Raw genomic sequence first — 15,349 nt, 5'->3', positions numbered from 1 at the left:
TGCCGGGAGGAGCCTCTTCCACACCAGCGCCGCCCGCTCCAGCAGCCCTGGAGAAAGTGCGACCTCGTCTCCCTGTCGCGCCTCAGCGTCCGGCGGCAGGGTGAAATGCAGCCAGTCAGATCTTTAAAGATCAGGTCAATATTTTCTTAGCCGCCTCATATAATTCCGGGGTAGGAAAAGCGGAAGATAAACGCGCTTTCAGTCTGGCTCATCAACCGGCCATCCAGACCGGCTCACGTTCATGGAGGCATCCACCTCTGGTGAGGTGGCCCCCGACAGCTCCCCGGACTCGCGGCGGAGCATAGCGTCCTGCCCTGACCCAGCGCAGTGGTCAGGAGGAGGTGCCTGAAGCCCAGGTCCTGCGGCGTCTGTTGGCCTGCCTCAATTCGCGCTGTACCACCCAGGAGAGCACCATGCCCACTGCCCGGTCCTCCCGCGCTGTTCTGCTGTCGCTGACCCTCCTGCTGGGCGCCTGCAGCCAGGCCCCACGGGTCCCTGCAGGTTCCACACCCGCAGCCCCGGCCCCCACAGCCGAGCCAGCCGCACCGGCACCCACGACCCAGGCGCCGGCCCCCACACTGAGTCCCCAGAGTGTGCCCGTGCCCAGCGCCCTGTCCGCGTTCACGTACCTGGCCCCGCTCAATCAGAGCGGTACAGTCGACCTGAACAAGTTCGACGCGTCACTCCTGAGCCTGCTGACCGTCGACATCTGCCGGGTCAGCGGGGCCACCTGCCCGTCCATCGCCACCTTTGCCACTAGCGGCAGTGGCCAGCTGCGGCTTGACGCGCAGGGAGGCAAGTACATCATCAACTGGGCGGCGTCGACCGCCAACCTCAGCGCCGGGCAGGTCATCCGGGTCGCCGTGTCCATCACCACCCTGACCCTCGGCAGCATGGAGCTCACGGTCGTGAATGGCGGCACCCTCCGGACACCGACCGGGCAGCTGCTCACCTTCAACAGCAAGCAGACGATTCCAGTGACGTTCAGCGTGAACCGCAGCCCAGTGATCCGGGCGCACGCCCTGAAGATCCTCGGACGGTCGGCCAGCGAGATTGCCGCCACTCTGAAAACGGAATTCAGTCTGGCCGCTGACGTGACCGCCCAGCTCCTGAAAAACGAACTGTTCACGGCCGACGCGGTTGCCCAGGCGATGAAAACCGTCTTCACCCTGAACGATCAGGCCACCGGCACCATCCTCTTCCGCGTGGACTACACCGGGGCGCAGGCCGCCGTGGCCCTCAAGGCCGCGTACAGCCTGACGGACCTGGCCAACGCGACGATTCTCAAAACCGCCGGTTTCGGCGCTACCGCCGTGTCTGCCGGCCTGAAAGCCGCGTACCTGCTGGGCGACCTCGCCAATGCCGCACTGCTCAAGACCGTCGGCTTCGTCGCCAATGAGATCGCCGGGGCCATGAGTGCAGTGTACACACTGGGCGGACTGGCGACCGCTGAGATTCTCAAGACCCTCAGTTACGGCGCGGACGTGATCGCCGGCGCCATGAAGACGGTCTTCAACCTGAGCGGCGCGGCCACCGGCGCGGTGCTCAAAACGCTGAGTTTCGGCGCGAACGCCATTACGGGGGCGCTGAGCACGGTGTTCAACCTCAGCGCCCAGGCCATCGGCGGGATCCTTCAGACGGTCGGTTTCGGCGTGAACGCCATCAGCAGCGCCCTCAAGGACGTGCTGGGCCTGAACGCCGAAGTGGTCAGCGGCATCCTCAAAGCGGTCGGCTTCGGCGCGCAGGCCATCACAGAGGCCCTCAAGGACGTGTTCAACCTGACCGCCGGCGCGGCCGGATTCATTCTCAATGGCCTCGGGTTCGGCGTCACCACCATCACCCAGGCGCTGTCAGACGTGTTCAGCCTTGGCGCAGACGCAGTTGCCAGCGTCCTGAACGCCCTGGGGTTCGACGCCACCGCCATTACCGGCGCCCTGAAAACCGTGTTCAGCCTCGGTGCCGAGAGCGTCGGCGTCATTCTCAAGGGCCTGGGCTTTGGCGCCACGCTGATCGCGCAGGCACTTGGAGCCGCGTTCAGCCTGAGCGCAAGTGCAGTCGGAGCGGTCCTCGACGGTCTCGGCTTCGGGGCGCAGGCCATTGCCAGTGCGCTGCAGCAGGTGTTCAGCCTGAATGCCGACGTGATCACCGGCATTCTCAAAGGACTGGGCTTCACGGCGACCCTGATTGCCGGCGCGCTCAACAGCGTGTACGGCCTGTCCGGCGAGCTTGCCGCCGGCCTCCTGAAGGCCGCCGGATTCGGCGCGGACGCCATTGCCGGCGCCCTGAAGGACGTGTACGGCCTGACGGCGGACGTCGTCGGCGGCATCCTGAAGGCCCTGGCGTTCAGTGGCGAAGCCATCGCCGGGGCACTCAAGAGCATCTTCAGCCTCGGCGAAGAAGCCCTCAGCGCCCTGCTCGAAGGATTGGGCTTCGCGGGGGACATTCTGAAAAGCATCCTCTGCGCCCTGAATCCTTTCTGCTGACTCCTCCGTCCGAAGGGCTCAGGCAGGCGCACACTGCCACACTGCCTTGGCCGGGTGCAGGGCACTCAAGAGGAGGTGATAGACCCGGTGAACTGAAATGACCAGCCCGCCCGGGACCTGAAGCGTGGAACAGGCCATCCGGTTGAGCGTGCGGCCGCGTTCCGGCGCCTGACACGGCGACAACACCCTGGCGTTCCGTGCGGGAGGTCGATGTTCGGCGACGTTCCGCATGCGTTCCCCAGGGTGCTTCCGGCGTAGCGCTGTCCGGACCAGTCCTGGTGAGTTCAGGTTCTGATCTGGCGGCGCTGCCCCAGCTGTCTCACGCTAATCATCAAATTAGTGTCAGACAGCGCGGCTGTGCAGTACAGTGGGCGCAGCAATGCCAACCGCCCGGGACCCGCTGCCTCCGTTCGCCGCTGCCGTGCTGGAGCCCACCACTCCTAGCGCAGTGCAGGCCAGGACCGACCGGTGCGCCGGCCACCGCCGCACCCGGCCTGAACCTGACGTGCCTGAGCCGGGCGAAGAGTTCTGCTCCCCTGAGGCCAGGCGCGCGTGACGCTCGTCCGTTCGAACGACACCCTGGCCCTGACGAACCTCACGGATCAGGCGCTCCGCGTCCGCGCGGTCGAAGCGGCCAGCACCTACGACGTCGAAACGCTCGTGCAGGTCACGCAGGCGTACATGACCAGCGGCAGCCGCAAAGGCGCCCGGACCAGCCTGAAGACCCTCGCGGCGTACAGCCTCGCAGTGCGGGATTACGTGCCCTGGGCACAGCGTCACGGCGTGACGCTGCTGCATCCGGGGCGGCGCGACGGCGGGCGGTACGTCGCGCAGTTGCAGACCCGGCCGTCCAACGGCCGGGGCCGGACCGGCACCCTCTCAGCGTCCACCGTCGCGCAGTACGTCGCGGGCGCCCGCGCCCTGTACCGGGCGCTGCGCTGGGCCGGCGCCACGGAAGCACAGCCGTTCGAGGACGCCCACGTCCCCCCGGATCCCACGCCCGGCATCGTCAAGAACCCACCGTACCTCAGTGAGGTCGACGACGTCCTCGCGCACTGTGAGCCCCGGCTGGCGGCCCTGCTGCTGCTCTGCGCGCACGCGGGCCTGCGGGTCAGTGAAGCGCTGAGTGTCCGGACCGCCGACATTCACGGCACGCAGCTCACCGTCCAGGGGAAAGGCGGCAAGGTCCGCCGCGTTCCCCTGGGACGGCGGGTGCGGGCAGCACTCAGCGGCCTCTCCCCTGCCCGCGCCGATGGATCGCTGTTTGACTGGTCATACCATCAGGCGAAATACCGGATGAGCCTGGCGTTCAGAACCGCAGGCCACGGTCACGTCTGGCGGGGGTTCCACGCCGCCCGGAAGCACTCCGGCACGCGGCTGTACCGCGCGACCAAGGACTTCACTCGGGTGGGCCTGTTCCTGGGGCACAGCAGCGTGGACACCACCCGGCGGTATGTGGCCGTGGCAGAAAACGACGTGCAGAACGAAGTTGAGGACTTTTAAGCGGAATTGTGCTGCATATCCTGGGCAGAACCTGCATACCGCAGTATCCTGTTTCACATCAAAGGCGGCCCCACGGGGTCGCCTTTCTTCATGCCCGGCCGCCACGTGGTCACCTCACGGCTGCGCCGGCACGTGAGGGCTGTGCCCCGAAAGGCGCAGGCAGACGGTCAGGGCTGCGCTGCCGGGTCAGGAGCCGCGGGCAGGCGGTGCCTGACCGTAAAACTACCCGGCAGACCTCCCCGCCACCCGGTGCAGCTTCTCCGGGCCGACAGGCGCTACAGATCAACCGGCACACCGGACCGGCGAAGCGCAGCAGCGCTCATGCTGGTCCGGGCGCACCCTCATACGTGCTCGTGCCGGGGAAGCGCCCGCGCTATCTTCAGCCTCACTCATGCCTTTAACTCCGCGAATGACAGCTGGCGGCCTGGAGCGTCTGAAGCAGACCCTCGAGCGCGAACAGGTTCGCCTCGATGAAGCGCGGGACTACGTGCGTGATCAGATGGAGTCCAACGAGGCGGAGAGCCTGGGGCTCGTGGAGGCTCAACAGCAGCTGGCAGCCCTGGAGGAACGCGTCGAGGAACTGGAGCATCTCCTTGCCACAGCGCAGGTGATTGAGCCGGTGGGCGGCACCCACGACGTGGTCTCCCTGGGCGACGTGGTTCTCCTGACCGAACTCGGCTCTGGTCGCACGCAGCGGATTCAGCTCGTCAGTACCGCGGAAGCGGCTGGCCCCCTGGGCGACATCGTGCAGATCAGTTCGGACAGCCCAGTCGGCTCCAAGCTCGAAGGCTGCCGGGCCGGTGACCACTTCACGGTGACCCTCAGGCAGCGCGAGGTGCACTACGAGGTCACGCAGATTGAGGCACAGCCGCTCTGAGGCAAACGGTCCCCCGGGACTGCACCGGAGGACCATCGCCCGGCGTCATGCGTTCCCAGGGGCGGCTATCGTGACTGATTCGCTCCTTGCGTGCGGCGCCTACCGAAGACGGCGCGCCGCGTTCCGGCCGTCCGCCGTGCTCCGCCCCCAGCGGGCGCAGGACCGGCTGGCAGGTCGCCAGGAGACGTGAATCAACGCGCGCACACTGGGCGCTGAAGGCGCGCCAGTAGCGCGGGCCCGTACCGGTCAGGGCAGGCCCACAGCCCCGCACTCAGGCCACCGATGACCCGGCCCTGCACCCGCGGATATCCCACACGTGAAGTGCGCGTCAGACCAGCCGACGCCCGGCGTGTGCCTCCGCACAGGAGCCCTGGTCTCGGCCGGCAGCGACCGGGCACGCGGGCGCAGGTGCACGACGAGCGGCGTGCCGTCGGAAGATCGGCTCCTGAAGGACAGGACCCTCCGGCAGCGGTGGAGACACTGAACGGCCGGTCGGGTCACACGCTTCAGGTCGTCAGCCGGCGAAACGGCACTGTGTGGCCGCTGGGGTTGCCGGTCGCGACCCTGCTGAAGTCAGGGCGCCGAGGCTGGGGCCGCAGAAGCGCAGCGAGGCTGGCTGCGCCGTAATGGTCAGTGGGTGCAAGTGCCAGTCAGCTGCTGAATCCGCCCGCGCAGCGTGCGCTGCAGCATGATGGGATAGAGGTGCAGGGGAACACTCAGCAGGAGCAGCCAGCCCGCGAGGCTGGGAAACAGCCGGCCCAGCAGCAGGGCCGTCCACAGCGCGGTCAGGGCGGACCAGCCGTGAACCAGTTCGGAACGCCACGTCTCCTCGGCCAGGATCCAGAGCTCACCGCGGGTCCCACCGAAGCGCCGCATGCTTCTGACGACCCGGTTCCACCGGGTGAACTCAAGGAGGCGGTTGAAGTGCCGGATGCCCAGGCGCCGGTACCAGTGGAGTTCTTCTCGCAGGACCTTAAAGGGAAGAAGGCCTGCTACGCCAGGTGTTGGCCGGGGCAGCAGCGCTGCGGCGCTCGCCATGAGGAGCAGGTGAATAAACCAGGCCAGGAGCAGCGTCGGCAGCACACCGCTCAGCCTCAGGCCGTCCCGCTTCATTCCTGGACTGTACCCGGTTTCCACAGTTTCACAAACCCAGGGTGGGCGTTCCGCGCGGCCTGCCCCGTTCTCACGGGCACCTCGCCCGGCCTGCGGAGAATTAGTCGGGCGAAATGCTGTCAGGCTGATGCCCGATGGCGGCGCCGGAAAGACCGCCGTTCAGCTTCAGCGCCGCCAGCGGGCCTGGCGCAGTTCAATGCGGGCACGCTCCACTTCGACCTCCACGGCTGCGCGCCGCACGGCCATCACGGGCGGCAGCCCCCTGGCGCACCAGCGCAGCGCACTGGCCAGGGCCTTGTCTCCCAGCGCGTGCCCGTGCGCGGCCACCTCGTCCCCCAGATCACCCAGATCTGCGCGCAGCAACGTCAGCTTGCGCCGTGAGAATTCATCCCTGCCGCTGCGCAGCGCCGCGTAATCCTCGAACGTTGCCGCGTCGCCCAGGACGAGGATCGCCGCCAGAGCAGCCCGGCGCGCATCAGGGCTGTCGCCGGCCTCCTGGTCGGCATCCTGAACGTCATCTTCGGGCTCCTGCGGGAGCGGCAGAGCCCGGCCCACATAGCTGTGACTGCCGGCGGCCATGAACGCCGCACGGTAGACCGGGTCGCGCGCCCAGCCCCGGGCCAGCACGCTGAGCGTGGCGGCGTCCAGCCGGCTGGCTTCGATTTCCAGGCTGCACCACGCGCCGTCCGAGAAGTACATCGTCAGCGACGCGCGGTTCTCCCCGGGAAATTCACCGCCCGTGAACCGGCAGGGCCGGCCGCGATCGTCCATATGTGTTTCGTTCACGAGTGCCCGGATCGCCATGCCCCGCGATGGTAGAGCGTGAGCGCTCAGGGCTGCCGTGCCTCAGGGCACAAGGCGCGGGCGCCCAACTGTGCGGAGCGCAGGTCAGAGGGTGTATGGCTGCGGGGACGTCTGGCCGCGTGGAGCGCTCGATCAGGCCGGAGCAGACGTGTCCAGGCTGTGCCGGTGCGGGCCGAACGCCTGAGCCACCTTTACGGACGCCGGCCGGCAGCGGCGTTCAGGCACCTGAGACCGGCGCCCGCCCTGCCTGAAGCCCTGCAGAGCCTGCGCTCCCGCCAATGATCCGGCCCGCTGAGGAGCACACCCATCCCGGTGGCGGCCCGCTGTACCGTCGGCCCGGGCGGACCGAGGTTCTGGCGTCGTCAATGCGGGACCTGACCGGCGCAGCGCCGGGTCATCACCCCCAGTGCATCGGAGAGCGACTGAGCAGTTCTCGTGCGTGAAACCGGACGGCCTTCGGCCCGGAGGTTTCCTGCACCGTCACGGTAATGCCCTGAGACGCCAGACCCCTGGCCCGCAGCAGGAGCGCGGCGGTCCAGGCTCCCCGCCGGGCACGCTCCGCCCGGCCCGGCCCTCCACGAACCTCGCCTGCCTGCACAACCGGCGCGAGCGGCCAGGGCAGTCTGGCGGCTTCCACCAGGGTCGCCTGCCGTTCGGCCCATGGTGCCTCGACCCCGGCTCTGCGCGGGTGCACGGAGGCTGCTGCACCGTCAGATGAGATTGTTCAGCACGCACATCGGGCAGTCGGCCAGCAGGAACGCCACGACGTAGTCTTTGGTGATGATTCCGGTCGGGCCGCTGTCGGTGATCTGAACTGGATTGATCGTTTAGCGGTACCCACTGGGGAACTCCTGCCAGGTCATCACGAGTTTGTCGTAGACGTCCAGGTAGTGCACCCAGCGGTCTGGGTCTTCTACATCGTCCCGGTCCACCCACACCACCATCCCGATGCGCATGTCGTGCTCGAACCGCATCTCCACTCCATTCCACTGCAGGCGTATCACGCTGGGTTCATCCGTCCTACTGTGCTCCTCCTTCGTTGTCGTGCGTGTCAATCATCAGGCGCCCGGTCGCGGGGCTGCACCACGGCTCGTGATGGCCTGCCGTTCTCCAGGTACTTTGGTTCGCCACTGGCGGCTGAGCTGTTCACCCGTCGTGGGCTGGCGACCGTGCAGGGCCCAGTTGGGGGCATGGGTCTTGAGCAGCACGTCCAACCTCCAGCGTGGTGAAGGCGTGCGGCTCGGGCCTGCCCTGGACGAGGGTAGAGGCGATCCGGAAATTGGGTAACTGTGTGTCCCATGATGGTGAGGAACACTGCGAGGCATGCGGCTGACTGACGAGCAATGGGCCGTCCTGGTGCCCCTCATTCCAAAGCCCGTGAAGCGCACCAACCGAGGACGCCCGCGACATCCAGATCGAGCAGTGTTCGACGGCATCCTCTGGATCCTTCGGACTGGTGCACAGTGGGCAGCCTTGCCCAGAGACAAGTATCCACCCAAGACCACGTGCCTTGATCGCTTCAAGGAATGGAACGAGCTGGGCACGTTTCCCCGCATTCTTGCCGCTTTGTACGAGATGAGCGAGGACCAGCACCTGCTCGACTTGCGGGAAGCGTTTATCGACGGGACCTTTAGTGCCGCAAAAAAAAGGGGGGCTGATGTTGGCCCAACCAAAAAAGGGAAAGGCACCAAAATCATGATCGTCGTTGACGCGAACGGGGTCCCACTCGCAGTGCAGACTGCGAGCGCCAGTCCCGCTGAGGTTCGCCTGGTCCATGACACGCTGGACGCGTCATTTGGCCTGGACTTTCCCCAACGCCTCATCGGCGACAAAGCCTATGACAGTGACGGCCTTGATGAGGAACTGGCAACCTTGGGGATAGAAATGATCGCGCCCAATCGCAGGAATCGAAAGAAGACTCAGGATGGCCGACCACTGCGCCGTTATAAGCGGCGCTGGAAGGTGGAACGGACGATCTCATGGCTCCAAAGTTTCCGACGAGTGAGAACGCGCGACGAAGTTAAGGCCGAGAATTTCTTGGCTATGGTTCAACTCGCCTGCATCGTCATCCCGCTTCGCTTGGTTTCCTGAGGGCCTCTACCCTCGTAATGCTCCCGGGTGGTTCTGGTCATCGTCGTCTATCCCTTCATTCAGCCGCAAACGAGCACAGACCGTGTCCAGTAGGTCTTGCAGCGTGCCACTGTTGTCCACTTGGTACACAGGGCAGGGGAGTTGTGCGAGCCATCCTTCGTGCTTGAGGCGATTCCTACCGACCACCGGAACGGGGTCATCGTAACTTGCGGACCACGCCATAAAATCTTGGTGTTTCTGGTGCAGCGCGCCTCCTTCGTCGAGGTGGTCACCGAAGCGCGCACGTTCGCGCTGCTGGGTCCGCTCAAGTCGGACGTGAACAGGCAACGTGATGAAGATGACCGCATCAAACAGTGGAATGAGCGGGTCTCCCCAACCGCAGAGTGACCCGCTCAGCACCCAGCGTTCATGCTGGCTGAGCGCTTGTTGCAACATGGCGAGGCGCTCAGCGGGCGCCCGTTTGATCTCATAAGGTGGATCGGTGGGTTCCCAGAAGAAATCGTCGGTGTCGTAGGGCGTGAGTGGGAATCTGGCGGCCAGCAGTTGTCCGAGTGTGCTGGTCCCAGAACCAGAAGCGCCCAGAATGTGCAGTCGAAGCGGCGCCATCATGGTTGAAGTCTATGACGTTGATGGCCGTATCTATGCGTGTTTTGTGGTGCTTCCAAGCACTTGCCCTTCTGCTTCCACGCTTCAGGCAACAACCGCCAAACGTGCCTGAATTACCAGCTTGCTTCGGTTAATTTCCGGATAACCTGTAGGTCTGCCGATGTCGTGGACGACCAGGGCGGCGCCGCAGAGGGAGAGTTGGTTGAAGCGGGCCGGAGGAACTCAGGAAGCGGAGTCCTCCAGCAGAGGACGCAGCAGGGCAGCACAGGTCGGATCTATTGCAGCGACCGCTTGCGCTGCTCCTAGAAAAGCACCAGCCAGTAGGGTAATGACGTGTTCTCTGGGCAACAAGGAGTCTTCCAACCATTTGGAACTGACCGCTTGCTCAAACTGCAGCCAGCCATCCAGAACCAGCGTTAACGCTGGTGGGAGGGTTTCAGCACCCAGCGCCTGGCAGAGCAACCCAAAGGAGGCCTGCTCAACTTCGCGGTGAATCTCCTGAACTGCTGAGTCCTGCGAAGAGTTGAGCAACACCTGCCAACTGACAGAGTCCTGCTCAACGTGCGTTAAGTAAGCGTCGAGTGCTCCCAGAAGCTGTTGCCGGGGTGTTCCCCCTGGCACCGTTTGCAGAGCAGTCATCAGGCGCAGGGCTGAGCGTTGAACGAGGGCCACCGTCAGGTCGCGCTTGGTCGGGAAGTAGTAGAAGAGCAGGCCCTCCGAGACGCCAGCAGCCGCTGCAATTTCAGCCATCGTGATGCGGTCTAAGCCGCCCGAAGCCGTGAGGATCGTCGCCGTCGCCAGGAGTTGCTCGCGGCGCTGCTCAGGTTTCAGGCGCTGTCGCGAACCAGGAGAGCGTGACGGCGTCATTCCACTAGGGTAATTCATCCCTTGCTGAGCCGAGACTCAACAGATCATACTGAGTCAAAGCTCAATAAGGGGGGCCGGATGCAACGTAGCGAACAGATCTACTCGGTATCTCTACAGCAAGGAACGGTGGAAGTGCGTGATGTCGGGCAGGGCCAACCTCTGCTGTTCCTCCACGGCGCCTTCAGCGACAGCACTATCTGGAACGCACTGGTCCAACTGCTCATTCCACTCGGCTACCGCTGCATTCTGCCCACATTGCCGCTCGGGTCCCACTGCATTCCTCAACCGCCGGGCGCCGATCTGACGCCTCCTGGACTCGCGGACCTGGTCGCGGACCTCATTGCCGCGTTGAAGCTCACCCCCGCCACGGTGATCAGCAACGACACAGGCACCGCCGTGATGCAACTGGTACTGACGCGCCGTCCAGAAGCCGTGGCCACCGCTGTGCTCACGAGCGGAGACGCTTACGAGTACTTTCTCCCCCCGGTACTTGCGTCTCTCAAGGCGCTTCCCTACCTGCCAGGCGCATTACGTCTGCTGGCCTGGATCATGCGCCAACCTGCCCTTGCCCGTCAGCCCTGGGCATTTGGGCGACTCAGCCGCAAGGGCATGACCCCAGCGCAAGCCCAGCGGTGGAGCCACGCTCTGTTGCACCACGCCGAGGTGCGTTGCGACACGCGTGCCCTGATCCGAGGGTTTCACCGCCGCCACACCTTACAGGCAGCCGCAGGCTTTGCCCGAGTGACGGTTCCGGTGCAAGTGATTTGGGGGAGGGAAGACCGCATTTTCCCGGTTGAGCTGGGAAAGCGGCTGGCCCGGGACCTGCCCAACGCGGAGTTCCATGAGTTGGAGAAGACCGGGACATACATTCAGGTAGATGCTCCGGATGCACTGTGCGCTCGGATTCATATGTTCCTCCAGCGTCAGGGAACACAATCTAAGCAGACCGACGCTGCTGCCATGGCCTTGAATGGCCTGGCCCTTCTGACTCCGCGGTCCAGACCGGCCATCGAAGACGCTGCGCGCCGCGCCACCGGTGAGGGCAGGACCTAGGCACAGAATCTGCTCGCTCACCAGAACGCGAAATGATTCAAGTCCCCTTGGACGTCTTTTGACTCCCTGGGCGACTTCTCTAACGTGCTGGCCAACCGCTGTGCCTGGCTCCTCAGCACCGGACATTTCGCGTAAATTGACGTTCCAGCTAGCGGGAACGAGGTGCTGAGCAGCTCAAGGCAGGTCCAGAACACATCACTGCCCCACCACACGGCCTGACCCAGCACCTGCCACCCGATGCGCACCTGGCTGACCACGGGCCGTCCCCAGTTGTCCCGACGCGATGGGCTCTCTTGTACGGTTTTCGAGCCCACCCGGGCCGCATACACAGCAGTCCGAACAGGCGGGAAATCCGATCAGGGGCCGTCATGTGCGTGGCCTTCAGGTTCAACCCGCGGGATTTCAACGACGAGAACGCCGATTCGATGCCCCAGCGGGGACAATAGGTGTTCAACACGTCCAGCATGGGTAAGTCCGACGCGACGATCACCCTGTCCCCCACGGGGAACAGGGTGACGACCACGTGCATCCATCCCCTATACCCCCACGTCCGCTCGGACAGGGTCCGCACCTGTCCCGGTTGCAGCGTCGTGAACAGGTCCCGAACCAGTTCGTCTCGGGTGCGGGTGTTCTCCCGGATGCGGATACAGTGTCGGATGCGTTTCCAGCGCAGGAACGCGCACCACTCGCGCCCCACGAACTCCCGGTCCGCGATCACGACGGCCCACCGACGGGCAGGCAACACCCCTTGCAGCCGGGCGACCAGGAGGATCCGGGCGGCGGTGCAACTGTTCCCTTGGTGGGGCAGGATCGACCAGACGAGGGGAATGACTGCGTCCCTGAGGAGCGCGCCCAGCACCAGGATGTTCGGCGGAGTCTGGCCGTCGTGCCAGGTGGTGCGGTCCATGATCAGGGTGAGCTGAGCATCGTGGAAGACTCGGGCGACCGTGCGAGTCTTGGATTCAAGACTGGCGTCCCGGGGCAGATGGAGCGCGATCTTGCGGTGCAGGGTGGATTCCGCCTGGAGCACCACCAGGAGCACGTCTGCAAGCCGCTTCAGGGCATCGAGGCGGCGATGAGGAAGGTGGGTTTTCAGGTGAGCGGCCAGCGTGTCAGCATGCAGGCGGGCAGCACTCGGAGCTCGTCACAGACTCAGATACTGCCCCTTGTCATGCTGCGCCGCGTTCAGGACGCCATTTCCCGCGAAGTGTCAGGTGCTGAGCGGCAGACCACCATCTTGTCGTAATCGGAGTGGACCGAGAATCGGGGGTCACGTCAGGGTTCGGAGTTCACAACGACGGAGTCCAATAGCTGGACGTTGGTTGCGAGCTGTTCAACCACGGAGGTCAGTCGAGCGAGTCGGATGCGTGCCTGAGGTTCTGATAGAAAGTGCGGGAAGTGGTTCAGCTTCAGGAATCGCCACCACCGGCTGAAATACAGGGAAAGCATGATCATACTTGATCGGTTCGGCATCTGGGCGGACCTCCAGGCCCGCGCGCCGCAGGAACTCACCCCCGGGCAGATCGAAGGCTTTGTGCCGGCCCTGCGCCCGCGTGTCCTGCCCAACTCCTGAGTGAAGTTCTTCGCTCCTGCACCGGCCAGCCCTCCATACTGCAGAGCACATGTCCTCTCACGATGCCGTTCGACTCCATCAGCTCTCTAAATCGTATGTCGTTCCCGGTCGCATGGACGGTGCCACGCACGCCCTGGATCAGGTTTCTCTGGTGATTCCCACAGCCTCCTTTACCGCCGTGGTCGGGCCCTCAGGCTGCGGAAAATCCACCTTGCTTCATTGTGCCGCAGGGCTCGATATGCCCACCTCCGGTGAAATTGATCTGCTGGGCTCACGCATTACTTCGCTCAAGCCCGCTCAATTGGCAGCCTTCCGCGCACACCACCTCGGCTTCGTCTTTCAGGATTACAACCTGATCTCGTCCTTGACGGCTTTTGACAATGTCGCGTTGCCAGGTCGCCTCGCTGGTCGGAACCTACCTCACCAGGAGGTAATGAATGCCCTGAAGGCCGTCGAAATTGATCACCGGGCAGATTTACGCCCACACCAGCTGTCTGGAGGAGAGCGCCAACGGGTCGCAATCGCCCGTGTTATGGCCTGCCGTCCTCCTCTGGTCTTTGCCGACGAGCCGACGGGAGCATTAGACATTGAGTCGAGTGCGGTCGTCATTGAATGGTTGCGTTCCCTGACAGGTCAAGGCACCACGGTGGTCATGGTGACCCATGATGTCGATGCGGCGGCCGCGGCAGATACCGTCGTGGTCATGCAGGCAGGAAGCATTCTGACCACGGTATCCGGTGGTCGGACCCGCGACATTGCTGCGCTGCTCCACAACAGTCGTCACGATCGTGACCAGGCTGCTCTTGCCCTGCCGGCACAGGCATGAAGTGTTTTCGCAGTGCTGTGAACCTTGCAGCTCCAACGCTTGAATGCACTTCAACAGCTCAGAAGGGGAATGGATGCTGAAGCTGTTCGCACAAGATTTCAAGCAACACGCGCTCCAATGGCTGTGGACTCTGGTCGTGGCCACAGTGGGTGGCGCCTGTCTGGGGGCTCTTCTCACCACAGCGAGCTCGCTGATGTCCTGGGCAGCCACGCAGCCTAAACCCAGCGAACTGATGGAGCTTGCTGCGCTGGTCAGGGGGCAAGTGGCCTCCTACGTGAGCATTGCCGCAGCGGTGGTGGTCGCCTCCACCGCCAATCTCACCATCACTGCGCAGTCCCGCGAGTACGCCCTCTGGAAGATCCTCGGCGTTCCTGCCCAGCACATCACCAGGGTCATCCTGCTCCAGCTCATGGCGGTGGGTGTGATGGGAGGCATCCTCGGCGCTGTGCTCAGCCCCCTGGGCACTCGCCTGTACCTGCACACCTGGGGCAGTCTGGGGGACTTTACCACCGAGTTCCCCATCACCTTCGAAAGGGTGACCCTGCCTGTCGTTGCGGCCCTCACAGCAGCGTTCACCGTCATAGGCGGGTTCGGTGCTGCCAGGCGTGGGGGACGGCTCCCCGAGATGCAGGCATTGAGAGAGAGCGAAGCGCCACAAGTGCGTGTCGGCCTGATCTCCAAATGCTTTGCGGGGCTGCTGATCTGGAGTGGTGGGGTAATCTGGTTTCTCCCGCTCCTTGATCCGAACCTGCCCGCGGCCGACCGGATCCCTCCTGAGCTCCTGGGCGGAACGTTCAGTCTTCTGTTGGTGACGGCGGCCTTGTTACTTGGCCCGTGGACAGTTCGTCCGTTGTTGTTTGCCTGGACGGCCCTGATCCCAAGCCGGAATCTGGCTTGGTTTGCTGCGCGGGAAGCGTGTCGGTACCGGTCCGGACAGAGTATGGCAACGATCCTGCCTTTCGCCGTCGCGATTGCGCTGACGGGCACCATCTACGGCATGTCCGCAGCTGGACCAGAGGTGGCGGTGAGCGGCTTTCAGGTGATCTTTGCGCCGATCTTTGTGATCTGCGCTGTGGGTGGCGTGGCCAACATTGTCTTGGTGGGTGGTCAGCGCCTCCGCGATCTGGCGCTCCTGCGGGTGCTCGGAGGGGATGACCGAACCCTGGCTGCCGTACCAGTCTGGGAAGGCGCCATCTATGCAGCGACGGGGATCCTTTTTGGTCTTGTGGCCACGGGATTCACGGTGGGATTGACTGCTGTGACGGCGCAACAGCCGATTTGGAAAGGGTTTGCTGATCTTCCTTGGATAGAACTGGTAGGACTTTCCTTGGGGTCTTTGACCCTTGCTATTGGAGCAGTCGCAGCTTCGGTGATCCCTGCAAATAGGGAGTCGGCCATGGACATGTTGCGCCAGCCTACTTGATAAAGAGTGAGCCCGAAGGGCTCAACGGCGAGGCCCCAGAAGAAGCGGATCAGGCGACTCATACGACAAGCAAAGCTTGTCGCGCGTGAGAACCGGCAGTTCCTCACGACCACCAGGGTGAAATCCTTCC

13 protein-coding genes and 2 pseudogenes are annotated in these 15,349 nt (G+C 64.3%); 8 read left to right on the top strand and 7 right to left on the bottom strand.

Annotation, left to right across the window (positions count from 1 at the left end):
* Nucleotides 1-599 precede the first annotated feature (599 nt).
* From LAJ19_RS20150 to LAJ19_RS20140, 3 genes are all read left to right on the top strand, one after another.
* Nucleotides 600-2,483 (top strand): hypothetical protein, encoded by a 1,884-nt coding sequence (locus LAJ19_RS20150; protein WP_225524791.1) that lies wholly within the window; start codon nucleotides 600-602, stop codon nucleotides 2,481-2,483.
* Nucleotides 2,484-3,035: 552 nt separating this feature from the next.
* Nucleotides 3,036-3,986 (top strand): tyrosine-type recombinase/integrase, encoded by a 951-nt coding sequence (locus tag LAJ19_RS20145; protein ID WP_225524790.1) that lies wholly within the window; start codon nucleotides 3,036-3,038, stop codon nucleotides 3,984-3,986.
* A 409-nt stretch (nucleotides 3,987-4,395) separates the two neighbouring features.
* On the top strand, nucleotides 4,396-4,863 hold the full coding sequence (locus LAJ19_RS20140; protein WP_225524789.1) for a GreA/GreB family elongation factor: 468 nt from the start codon (nucleotides 4,396-4,398) through the stop codon (nucleotides 4,861-4,863).
* Between the two features lie 630 nt (nucleotides 4,864-5,493).
* Here the strand turns inward: LAJ19_RS20140 and LAJ19_RS20135 are convergent.
* From LAJ19_RS20135 to LAJ19_RS20125, 3 genes are all read right to left on the bottom strand, one after another.
* On the bottom strand, nucleotides 5,494-5,976 hold the full coding sequence (locus tag LAJ19_RS20135; RefSeq protein WP_225524788.1) for a glycosyl-4,4'-diaponeurosporenoate acyltransferase CrtO family protein: 483 nt from the start codon (nucleotides 5,974-5,976) through the stop codon (nucleotides 5,494-5,496).
* 165 nt (nucleotides 5,977-6,141) lie between these two features.
* Nucleotides 6,142-6,780, bottom strand: a complete 639-nt coding sequence (locus LAJ19_RS20130) for a hypothetical protein (protein ID WP_225524787.1) — start codon at nucleotides 6,778-6,780, stop codon at nucleotides 6,142-6,144.
* An 827-nt stretch (nucleotides 6,781-7,607) separates the two neighbouring features.
* Nucleotides 7,608-7,754 (bottom strand): hypothetical protein, encoded by a 147-nt coding sequence (locus LAJ19_RS20125; RefSeq protein WP_225524786.1) that lies wholly within the window; start codon nucleotides 7,752-7,754, stop codon nucleotides 7,608-7,610.
* Nucleotides 7,755-8,103: 349 nt separating this feature from the next.
* Between LAJ19_RS20125 and LAJ19_RS20120 the strand changes: the two genes are divergently transcribed.
* On the top strand, nucleotides 8,104-8,871 hold the full coding sequence (locus LAJ19_RS20120) for an IS5 family transposase (protein ID WP_225524785.1): 768 nt from the start codon (nucleotides 8,104-8,106) through the stop codon (nucleotides 8,869-8,871).
* A 6-nt stretch (nucleotides 8,872-8,877) separates the two neighbouring features.
* Here the strand turns inward: LAJ19_RS20120 and LAJ19_RS20115 are convergent, their stop codons facing one another.
* Nucleotides 8,878-9,480, bottom strand: coding sequence for an AAA family ATPase (locus tag LAJ19_RS20115; protein WP_225524784.1), 603 nt, complete (start codon nucleotides 9,478-9,480; stop codon nucleotides 8,878-8,880).
* A 219-nt stretch (nucleotides 9,481-9,699) separates the two neighbouring features.
* Nucleotides 9,700-10,344, bottom strand: coding sequence for a TetR/AcrR family transcriptional regulator (locus LAJ19_RS20110; RefSeq protein ID WP_225524783.1), 645 nt, complete (start codon nucleotides 10,342-10,344; stop codon nucleotides 9,700-9,702).
* Nucleotides 10,345-10,422: 78 nt separating this feature from the next.
* On the opposite strand from LAJ19_RS20110, the gene LAJ19_RS20105 reads away from it, so the two are divergent.
* Nucleotides 10,423-11,397 carry an alpha/beta fold hydrolase gene (locus LAJ19_RS20105; RefSeq protein WP_225524782.1) on the top strand — a complete coding sequence of 325 codons (975 nt, stop codon included), beginning with the start codon at nucleotides 10,423-10,425 and terminating at the stop codon, nucleotides 11,395-11,397.
* Between the two features lie 318 nt (nucleotides 11,398-11,715).
* Here LAJ19_RS20105 and LAJ19_RS20100 read toward each other — a convergent pair.
* Nucleotides 11,716-12,520: pseudogene (locus LAJ19_RS20100) on the bottom strand (transposase); the annotation flags it as partial.
* Between the two features lie 155 nt (nucleotides 12,521-12,675).
* Nucleotides 12,676-12,834, bottom strand: a pseudogene (locus LAJ19_RS20090) (IS982 family transposase); the annotation flags it as partial.
* A 10-nt stretch (nucleotides 12,835-12,844) separates the two neighbouring features.
* On the opposite strand from LAJ19_RS20090, the gene LAJ19_RS21790 reads away from it, so the two are divergent.
* The 3 genes from LAJ19_RS21790 (at nucleotide 12,845) to LAJ19_RS20080 (ending at nucleotide 15,219) form a co-directional block, all read left to right on the top strand.
* Nucleotides 12,845-12,970 carry a hypothetical protein gene (locus LAJ19_RS21790; RefSeq protein WP_255639958.1) on the top strand — a complete coding sequence of 42 codons (126 nt, stop codon included), beginning with the start codon at nucleotides 12,845-12,847 and terminating at the stop codon, nucleotides 12,968-12,970.
* Between the two features lie 49 nt (nucleotides 12,971-13,019).
* Entirely contained in the window at nucleotides 13,020-13,796 is a 777-nt protein-coding gene (locus tag LAJ19_RS20085; protein WP_225524781.1) for an ABC transporter ATP-binding protein, read from the top strand.
* Between the two features lie 73 nt (nucleotides 13,797-13,869).
* Complete coding sequence (locus tag LAJ19_RS20080) at nucleotides 13,870-15,219, top strand: FtsX-like permease family protein (protein ID WP_225524780.1); 1,350 nt, start codon at nucleotides 13,870-13,872, stop codon at nucleotides 15,217-15,219.
* Nucleotides 15,220-15,349 lie beyond the last annotated feature (130 nt).

The sequence above is a fragment of the Deinococcus taeanensis genome, assembly GCF_020229735.1.
Taxonomy (GTDB): Bacteria; Deinococcota; Deinococci; order Deinococcales; family Deinococcaceae; genus Deinococcus; species Deinococcus taeanensis.
Note: the sequence above shows the minus strand (reverse complement) of the source record. Positions and strands in the feature narration are given on the sequence as shown.

Coding starts and splice junctions, on each gene's coding strand:
- LAJ19_RS20135 (WP_225524788.1), bottom strand. CDS start 5,976: ATGAAGCGGGACGGCCTGAGGCTGAGCGGTGTGCTGCCGACGCTGCTC.
- LAJ19_RS20130 (WP_225524787.1), bottom strand. CDS start 6,780: ATGGCGATCCGGGCACTCGTGAACGAAACACATATGGACGATCGCGGC.
- LAJ19_RS20080 (WP_225524780.1), top strand. CDS start 13,870: ATGCTGAAGCTGTTCGCACAAGATTTCAAGCAACACGCGCTCCAATGG.
- LAJ19_RS20105 (WP_225524782.1), top strand. CDS start 10,423: ATGCAACGTAGCGAACAGATCTACTCGGTATCTCTACAGCAAGGAACG.
- LAJ19_RS21790 (WP_255639958.1), top strand. CDS start 12,845: ATGATCATACTTGATCGGTTCGGCATCTGGGCGGACCTCCAGGCCCGC.
- LAJ19_RS20125 (WP_225524786.1), bottom strand. CDS start 7,754: ATGCGGTTCGAGCACGACATGCGCATCGGGATGGTGGTGTGGGTGGAC.
- LAJ19_RS20140 (WP_225524789.1), top strand. CDS start 4,396: ATGACAGCTGGCGGCCTGGAGCGTCTGAAGCAGACCCTCGAGCGCGAA.
- LAJ19_RS20120 (WP_225524785.1), top strand. CDS start 8,104: ATGCGGCTGACTGACGAGCAATGGGCCGTCCTGGTGCCCCTCATTCCA.
- LAJ19_RS20110 (WP_225524783.1), bottom strand. CDS start 10,344: ATGACGCCGTCACGCTCTCCTGGTTCGCGACAGCGCCTGAAACCTGAG.
- LAJ19_RS20115 (WP_225524784.1), bottom strand. CDS start 9,480: ATGATGGCGCCGCTTCGACTGCACATTCTGGGCGCTTCTGGTTCTGGG.
- LAJ19_RS20085 (WP_225524781.1), top strand. CDS start 13,020: ATGTCCTCTCACGATGCCGTTCGACTCCATCAGCTCTCTAAATCGTAT.